At 65.7% G+C, this 6,912-nt stretch carries 5 protein-coding genes; 2 read left to right on the top strand and 3 right to left on the bottom strand.

The window, feature by feature from the left end; translation table 11 throughout:
* Window positions 1–208 precede the first annotated feature (208 nt).
* Window positions 209–1,171, bottom strand: coding sequence for a GTP cyclohydrolase FolE2 (gene folE2, locus H5395_RS10030; protein WP_182792433.1), 963 nt, complete (start codon window positions 1,169–1,171; stop codon window positions 209–211).
* Window positions 1,172–1,233: 62 nt separating this feature from the next.
* Window positions 1,234–2,400 carry an aminotransferase class I/II-fold pyridoxal phosphate-dependent enzyme gene (locus H5395_RS10025; protein ID WP_182792432.1) on the bottom strand — a complete coding sequence of 389 codons (1,167 nt, stop codon included), beginning with the start codon at window positions 2,398–2,400 and terminating at the stop codon, window positions 1,234–1,236.
* 154 nt (window positions 2,401–2,554) lie between these two features.
* Between H5395_RS10025 and H5395_RS10020 the strand changes: the two genes are divergently transcribed.
* Both H5395_RS10020 and H5395_RS10015 read left to right on the top strand, forming a co-directional pair.
* Window positions 2,555–3,586, top strand: a complete 1,032-nt coding sequence (locus tag H5395_RS10020) for a TerC family protein (protein WP_182792431.1) — start codon at window positions 2,555–2,557, stop codon at window positions 3,584–3,586.
* Between the two features lie 75 nt (window positions 3,587–3,661).
* Window positions 3,662–6,055 carry an ATP-dependent helicase gene (locus H5395_RS10015; protein ID WP_182792430.1) on the top strand — a complete coding sequence of 798 codons (2,394 nt, stop codon included), beginning with the start codon at window positions 3,662–3,664 and terminating at the stop codon, window positions 6,053–6,055.
* Here H5395_RS10015 and H5395_RS10010 read toward each other — a convergent pair.
* On the bottom strand, window positions 6,052–6,894 hold the full coding sequence (locus H5395_RS10010) for an SDR family oxidoreductase (protein ID WP_182792429.1): 843 nt from the start codon (window positions 6,892–6,894) through the stop codon (window positions 6,052–6,054). The genes H5395_RS10015 and H5395_RS10010 overlap by 4 nt on opposite strands.
* Window positions 6,895–6,912 lie beyond the last annotated feature (18 nt).

The raw sequence follows: 6,912 nt of genomic DNA, 5'->3' as shown, positions 1-6,912 counted from the left end.
GACGGCCGCCCTGGGGCTTGGGCCGCGGCCTCGGCAGCAACGGCTCCAGCGCCGCCCACAGATCATCGGATACAAGGGGCTTGCTCATGTCCCCTAACGCACGAGAGGCGGTTTTGTTAGGCGCTCTAAGTCAGGCATTGCGGATGATGATGAGATGAGACGACATGATCTGGCTCGTTGAATGGGAAATGAAAAAGGAATGCGGCGCTCAGGCCCGCAGCCCGGCGAAGGTCATCGGGTCGAGGCTGACCTGCGCGAAGGTCGGCCCCTCGGTCAGCAGGCTGACGGCGTCGTGGGAATGCAACGATTCCTGGTGGCTCGCGATCACGCGGAAGTCGCCGACGCGGGGTTCCAGTTCCAGCTCGTGGGCGAAGGCGCGGACGGCGTCCTCGACGAAGATCGGGTTCGCGGCGTTCAGTTCCGCGAAAGCCTGCTCGTCCTCGCGCTTGACCATCACCTGCGTCTCGGTCGCAACCGCGCGGCGGCAGAGTGCCACCATGTCCTCGAACCACAGCTTCTCCTCGCCTTCCATCACTGCCGAGATACGGGCGATCGAGCGCTGGGAATGGGGCGTCGCCAGCTGGCTGCGCGATTCGCGGGCGTGTTCCGACAGTTCCAGCGAACAGGGGCAGGTCGAGGAATAAACGTAATCGAAGTGCATGACCTTCAGGCGCTGCCCGCCCTGGTCGATCAACTCCATCGCGATGTCGTAATACTGCCAGCCGCTGAGGCCCGAACGCAGCGATTCGACCTGTATCGGATAGGACAGCCGCATCTGCAGCCGCGCGTCGAAGGAATCGAGGTGGTCCTTGTAGTCGCTGACCGCCGCCGCCAGCACCCCCAGCGAGAACTGCTTTTCCGCATGGGCGTAGAAGGACCGCATGATCCGGCTCATGTTGATGCCCTTGCGGTCGGCGTCGAGGCTGACGGTGCCGGTCACGCTGGTTTCCAGCATGATCTCGCCCCCGTCCCGGCGGCGATAGCGGATCGGCAGGCGGAAATGGGAAATGCCGACGTGCTGGATGACCTTGCGGGCGCCGACGATCAGGCTGGCCGGGCCGTTCTGCAGGTCCGGCAGGTTGGCGCGATACTGTTCGTCCACCTTGAAGTCGGACGGATAAGTCCGGCTGAGTGCAGGATAAACGGGAATGAACGGCTTGTTGCGGGTCATGGCGCGTCCAGAGGCTATGCGTTGCCCCGAATATGGGGAACCGCGCCCGAAAGGCCAGAGGCTTAAGCCAAGGCCCCCAACAAGTCGGAGATCAGGTCGTCGGGATGTTCCAGCCCCACTGACAGCCGAACTAGCCCTGGCCCGATGCCCATGGTGGCGCGGCTGGCCTCGCCCAACCGCTGGTGGGTGGTGGTCGCCGGGTGGGTGGCAATGGACTTGGCATCGCCGAGGTTGTTCGAGATCGACACCAGCTCCAGCCGGTTCAGCATGGCAAAGGCTGCCTCCTGCGTGCCGAGGTCGAAGGCGATCATCGTGCCGCCGGACCCCATCTGCCGCATCGCGAGGTCATGCTGCGGATGCGACGGCAAGCCCGGATAGATCGTGGGCAGTCCCTCGCCCTCAAGCGCCTGCGCCACCAGCAGCGCACTGTCGGCCATGGCGCGGACACGCAGATCCATGGTCGTCAGCCCGTTCAGCATGATCCAGGCATTGAAGGGGCTGATCGCGCCGCCGGTGTGCTTGAGGTAAGGCTCGGCCACCTCGCGCACGAACTGGCGGGTGCCGCAGATGATGCCGCCGAGCGCACGGCCGCCGCCATCAACATGCTTGGTGGTGGAATAGACGACGACATCCGCGCCCTGTTCCACCGCGCGGGAAAAGACCGGGGTGGCGAAGACATTGTCGGCAATCACCAACGCGCCCGCTGCATGGGCGATTTCGGCGATGCCAGCAATATCCATGACCTCAAGAGTCGGGTTCGAGACTGTCTCAAAGAAGCAGCCCTTGGTGCCCGGCGTCACCGCCGCCCGCCACTGGTCAAGGTCGGTGCCGTCCACCAGCACCACGTCCACGCCGAATTTCTTCAGAACATCCAAGACGTAAAGACAGGAACCGAACAACTGGCGCGAGGATACCACACGGTCGCCGGGCGCGACCATGCCCATCAGCGCGCCATTCACCGCCGCCATGCCGGATGCAGTGGCAAAGGCGTCCTCGGTCCCCTCCAGCGAGGCCATGCGGTCCTCGAACATCCGGCTGGTGGGGTTGCCGTAGCGGGCATAGATGAACTCGTCGGGACCCACCTTCTGGAACCGCGCTTCGGCCTGCTCGGCGCTGTCGTAGGCGAACCCTTGGGTCAGGAACAGCGCCTCGGCCATCTCGCCATACTGGCTGCGGCGGATGCCGTGGTGGACGGAACGGGTGCGGGGATGGAGCTTGCGGTCGGCCATGGGGCGCCGATACTCCCCCGGCCGAAAAAGCGCAATCATCCCCTTGACGCTTCCGAAGCCGTCCCTAGGTTGAAGGCTCCTCGACCGGGCCCCTCTGGCGATCTCTGCGGATCGTGATGTCGGTCGCATCACGCAACACAACGCAGAGGACGACATGGAGCTGACCTCCCTTTTTCTTGGCCAACCCGTATGGATGTGGGCCATCTTCCTTGCCATCGTGCTGTTCCTGCTGGTGCTGGACCTTGGCGTCCTGAACCGCGGGCAGCAGGAAATCGGCGTGCGCAAGTCGCTGCTGATGTCCGCATTCTACATCGCCATCGGGCTGGCCTTCGGCGGCTTCGTCTGGGCGCAGCTCGGCCAGCAGTCCGCATTGGAATACTGGACCGGCTTCGTGGTCGAGAAGTCGCTGGCGATGGACAACGTCTTCGTCATCGCCACGATCTTCGGCTTCTTCGCCGTGCCCCGGCACCTGCAGCACCGGGTTCTGTTCTGGGGCATCCTCGGCGTGATCGTCCTGCGCGCGATCATGATCGGCTTCGGCGCGGCGCTGGTGCAGCGGTATGAGTGGGTGCTGCTGGTCTTTGCCGTCTTCCTGGTCGTCACCGGCATCAAGATGCTGCGCTCGGGGCACGAGGATGAAAGCGACCTGTCGCAGAACCGCGTGCTGAAATGGATGCAGCGGAACCTGCGCGTGACCGACGGCTTCGTGGGCGACCGCTTCTTCGTCCGCCAGCCCGGACAGTCGGGCAAGATGCGGACCTTCGTCACGCCCCTGTTCCTGGCGCTGATCGTGATCGAGTTCGCCGACCTCGTCTTCGCCGTCGACTCGGTGCCCGCGATCTTTGCCATCACGACCGACCCCTATCTGGTCTATACCTCGAACATCTTCGCCATTCTGGGCCTGCGGGCGCTGTATTTCGCGCTGGCCGCGATCCTGCACCGTTTCGCCTATCTCAAGCCGGCGCTGGCCGCGTTGCTGATCTTCATCGGCGGCAAGGTGCTGGTGGCCGAGGCGATCGGGATCGAGAAGGTGCCGCCGATGATCTCGCTGACCGTGACCTTCCTGATCCTTGCCACCGGGGTCATTGTCTCGCTCGTCAAGACCGCGCCGGGGCATGACGCCGCACTGAAGAAGGACGAGGCGGCCGAGCGTCTGGCCGAGAAGGCTGTGGGACAACCACGTTAATCTAGTCAGCGCAAACGTGAACGGAATGAGAACGCGGGCTTTGCAGAAAGGCCCGCGTTCTTTATGTTAGGCCGCATGAGCCAGTTCGACGATCACGACGCCTTCGAGGCCGCCGCCCGCCCTTCCCTGTCCCAGCGGGCGATGACGGGCAGCGCCGCGCCCTACCTTGACGGGCTGAACCCGGCGCAGCGGCTGGCGGTGGAGACGCTGGACGGCCCCGTCCTGTTGCTGGCGGGCGCGGGCACCGGCAAGACCCGCGCGCTGACGACGCGAATCGCCCATCTGCTGACGCAGGGCCGCGCCACGCCCGGCCGCATCCTTGCCGTGACCTTCACCAACAAGGCCGCGCGCGAGATGAAGGATCGTGTTGCCCGCCTGATGGGCGAGACGGTCGAGGGGATGCCCTGGCTCGGCACCTTCCATTCCGTCAGCGTCAAGATCCTGCGCCGCCATGCCGAACTGGTGGGCGACGGACAGGTCCACCTCAAGTCCAGCTTCACGATCTTGGACACCGACGACCAGATCCGGCTGCTGAAGCAACTGATTGCGGCCGGGAACATCGACGACAAGCGCTGGCCCGCGCGGATGCTGGCCGGGCTGATCGACGACTGGAAGAATCGGGCGCTGACGCCCTCGCGCGTGCCCGAAGGCGAATCGCACGCCTATGACGGCAAGGGTGCGAAGCTTTACGCCCAATATCAGCGGCGGCTGCTGGAATTGAACGCCGTCGATTTCGGCGACCTGTTGCTGCATTGCGTGATGATCTTCCAGGCGCACCCCGACGTGCTGGCGCAGTGGCAGGACCGCTTCCGCTATATCCTTGTGGACGAATATCAGGACACCAACGTCGCGCAGTATCTGTGGCTGCGGCTGCTGGCGCAGGCACACCGCAACATTTGCTGCGTGGGCGACGACGACCAGTCCATCTATGGCTGGCGCGGGGCCGAGGTCGGCAACATCCTGCGCTTCGAGCAGGATTTTCCCGGCGCGCAGGTGATCCGGCTGGAACAGAACTACCGCTCCACCCCCCACATCCTTGCTGCCGCTTCGGGGCTGATCGCGGCGAACAAGGGCCGGCTGGGAAAGACCCTGTGGACCGAGGCCGAGGAGGGCGAGAAGGTCCGCCTGATCGGCCATTGGGACAGCGAGGCCGAGGCCCGCTGGATCGGCGAGGAGATCGAGGCCTTCCACGGCGGCCACCGCCATTCCATCGGCAAGCGCAGCCTGAACGACATGGCGATCCTCGTGCGCGCCTCGCACCAGATGCGGGCCTTCGAGGACCGCTTCATGACCATCGGCCTGCCCTATCGCGTGATCGGCGGCCCCCGCTTCTACGAACGGCAGGAAATCCGCGACGCGATGGCCTATTTCCGGCTGGCCGTCAGCCCCACCGACGACCTCGCCTTCGAGCGGATCGTGAACACCCCCAAGCGGGGCCTCGGCGACAAGGCCATCCAGACCATCCAGCGCGAGGCGCGGGCCGAGGGTCTGTCGCTGCTGGAAGGCGCGGCGGCCGTGGTCGCCTCGGGCGCGCTGACCGGCAAGGGCGCGTCCAACCTGCGGCAGTTCACGCAGTTCATGGGCCGCTGGCACGCCGACGCCTTGGATTCCACCGTGAACCATGTCGAACTGGCCGAGCGCATCCTGGACGAATCCGGCTACACCGCGATGTGGCAGAACGACCGCTCGCCCGACGCGCCGGGGCGGCTGGACAACCTCAAGGAACTCGTCAAGGCGCTGGAGGAGTTCGACAACCTCCAGGGCTTCCTGGAACACGTCGCGCTGGTCATGGACGTGGCCGAGGGCGAGCAGGCCGAGGAAGTGTCGATCATGACCCTCCATGCCGCCAAGGGCCTGGAATACCCCATCGTCTTCCTGCCGGGGTGGGAGGACGGGCTGTTCCCCAGCCAGCGCAGCATGGACGAATCTGGCCTGAAGGGCTTGGAGGAGGAACGGCGCTTGGCCTATGTCGGCCTGACCCGCGCCGAGGAACTTGCGACGATCACCTTTGCCGGCAACCGCCGGATGTATGGCCAATGGCAATCCTCGCTGCCATCCCGCTTCATCGACGAACTGCCCGAGGATCACGTCGAGGTGCTGACGCCCCCCGGCCTTTACGGCGGCGGCTTCGGGGCCGCGGCGCAGGTGACGGGCCAGCCCTTCGCGCAATCGACCATGCACGATCGGGCCAGCCGCGCCGATGTCTACAACTCGCCCGGCTGGAAGCGGATGCAGGACCGCGCGGCCGTGCGGCCCGGCCCCTCGCACCGCCCGCCCATCGTGATCGACGCCGAACCCTCTGCCCGCTTTGCCGTGGGCGACCGGGTCTACCACCAGAAGTTCGGCACCGGCAGCGTCATGGGCATCGCCGAGGACACACTCACGGTCGAGTTCCCGGCGGGCTTCAAGACCATCAAGGCGGCCTATGTCCAGCCTGCGGGTGGAACCAACGGCGACGTCCCGTTCTAAAGGGCGGCGCTGACCACATCCGCAAGCGGCGTGGTGGGCCGGCCGATCAGCGCCGAAAGCTGGCGGCCGTCCTCGAACAACGCTGCTTGGCCCGCATCCGCATCGAAGCCTGCGACCGCCGCGGCCATCTCCTGCGGCAGGCCCATGCCGGCAAGCGCCTCGGCGTAATCGGACTCGGACAGATTGCGATAAGGGATCTGCTTGCCCGTCTGCGCCGAAACCTCGGCCGCCAGATCCTCCAGCGTCCAGGCGGTATCACCCGCGAGTTCATAGGTCTTGCCGGCATGGCCCTGGCCTGCCAGCACCACGGCCGCAGCCTCGGCATAATCTGCACGCGCCGCGGCCGAGATGCGGCCGTTCCCCGCCGCGCCGATCAGCGCACTGTTGGCAATCGCCGCCTTCAGGTTGCCGGTGTAGTTCTCGGCATACCAGCCGTTCCGCAGAATCGTGTGCGGAATGCCCGACCGGGCAAGCACGTCCTCGGTCTGGCGGTGCTCCTCAGCCAGCGACAAGGGCGAGCGGTCGGCGTGCAGAAGGCTGGTATAGACGATCTCGCCGACACCCGCCTGCTTCGCCGCGTCGATCACGGCCTGATGCTGAGCCGCGCGCTTGCCGACCTCGCTGGACGAGATCAGCAGAAGCTTGTCCACTCCGGCAAGCGCCGGTGCCAGCGTCGCGGGCCGGTCATAGTCGAAAAGCCGCGCCTCGACCGCAAGATCGGCGGCTTTATCGGGCGAGCGGGCCAGCGCGACGATCTGCCCGGACGGCAGCAGCTTTTTCAGCTTCTCGATGGTCAGGCGGCCAAGCTGGCCGGTGGCTCCGGTGACGGCGACGGCCATGGTCTTCCCCTTGGTTCC

Source organism: Paracoccus sp. MC1854 (genome assembly GCF_014164635.1).
Lineage (GTDB): Bacteria > Pseudomonadota > Alphaproteobacteria > Rhodobacterales > Rhodobacteraceae > Paracoccus.
Note: the sequence above shows the minus strand (reverse complement) of the source record. Positions and strands in the feature narration are given on the sequence as shown.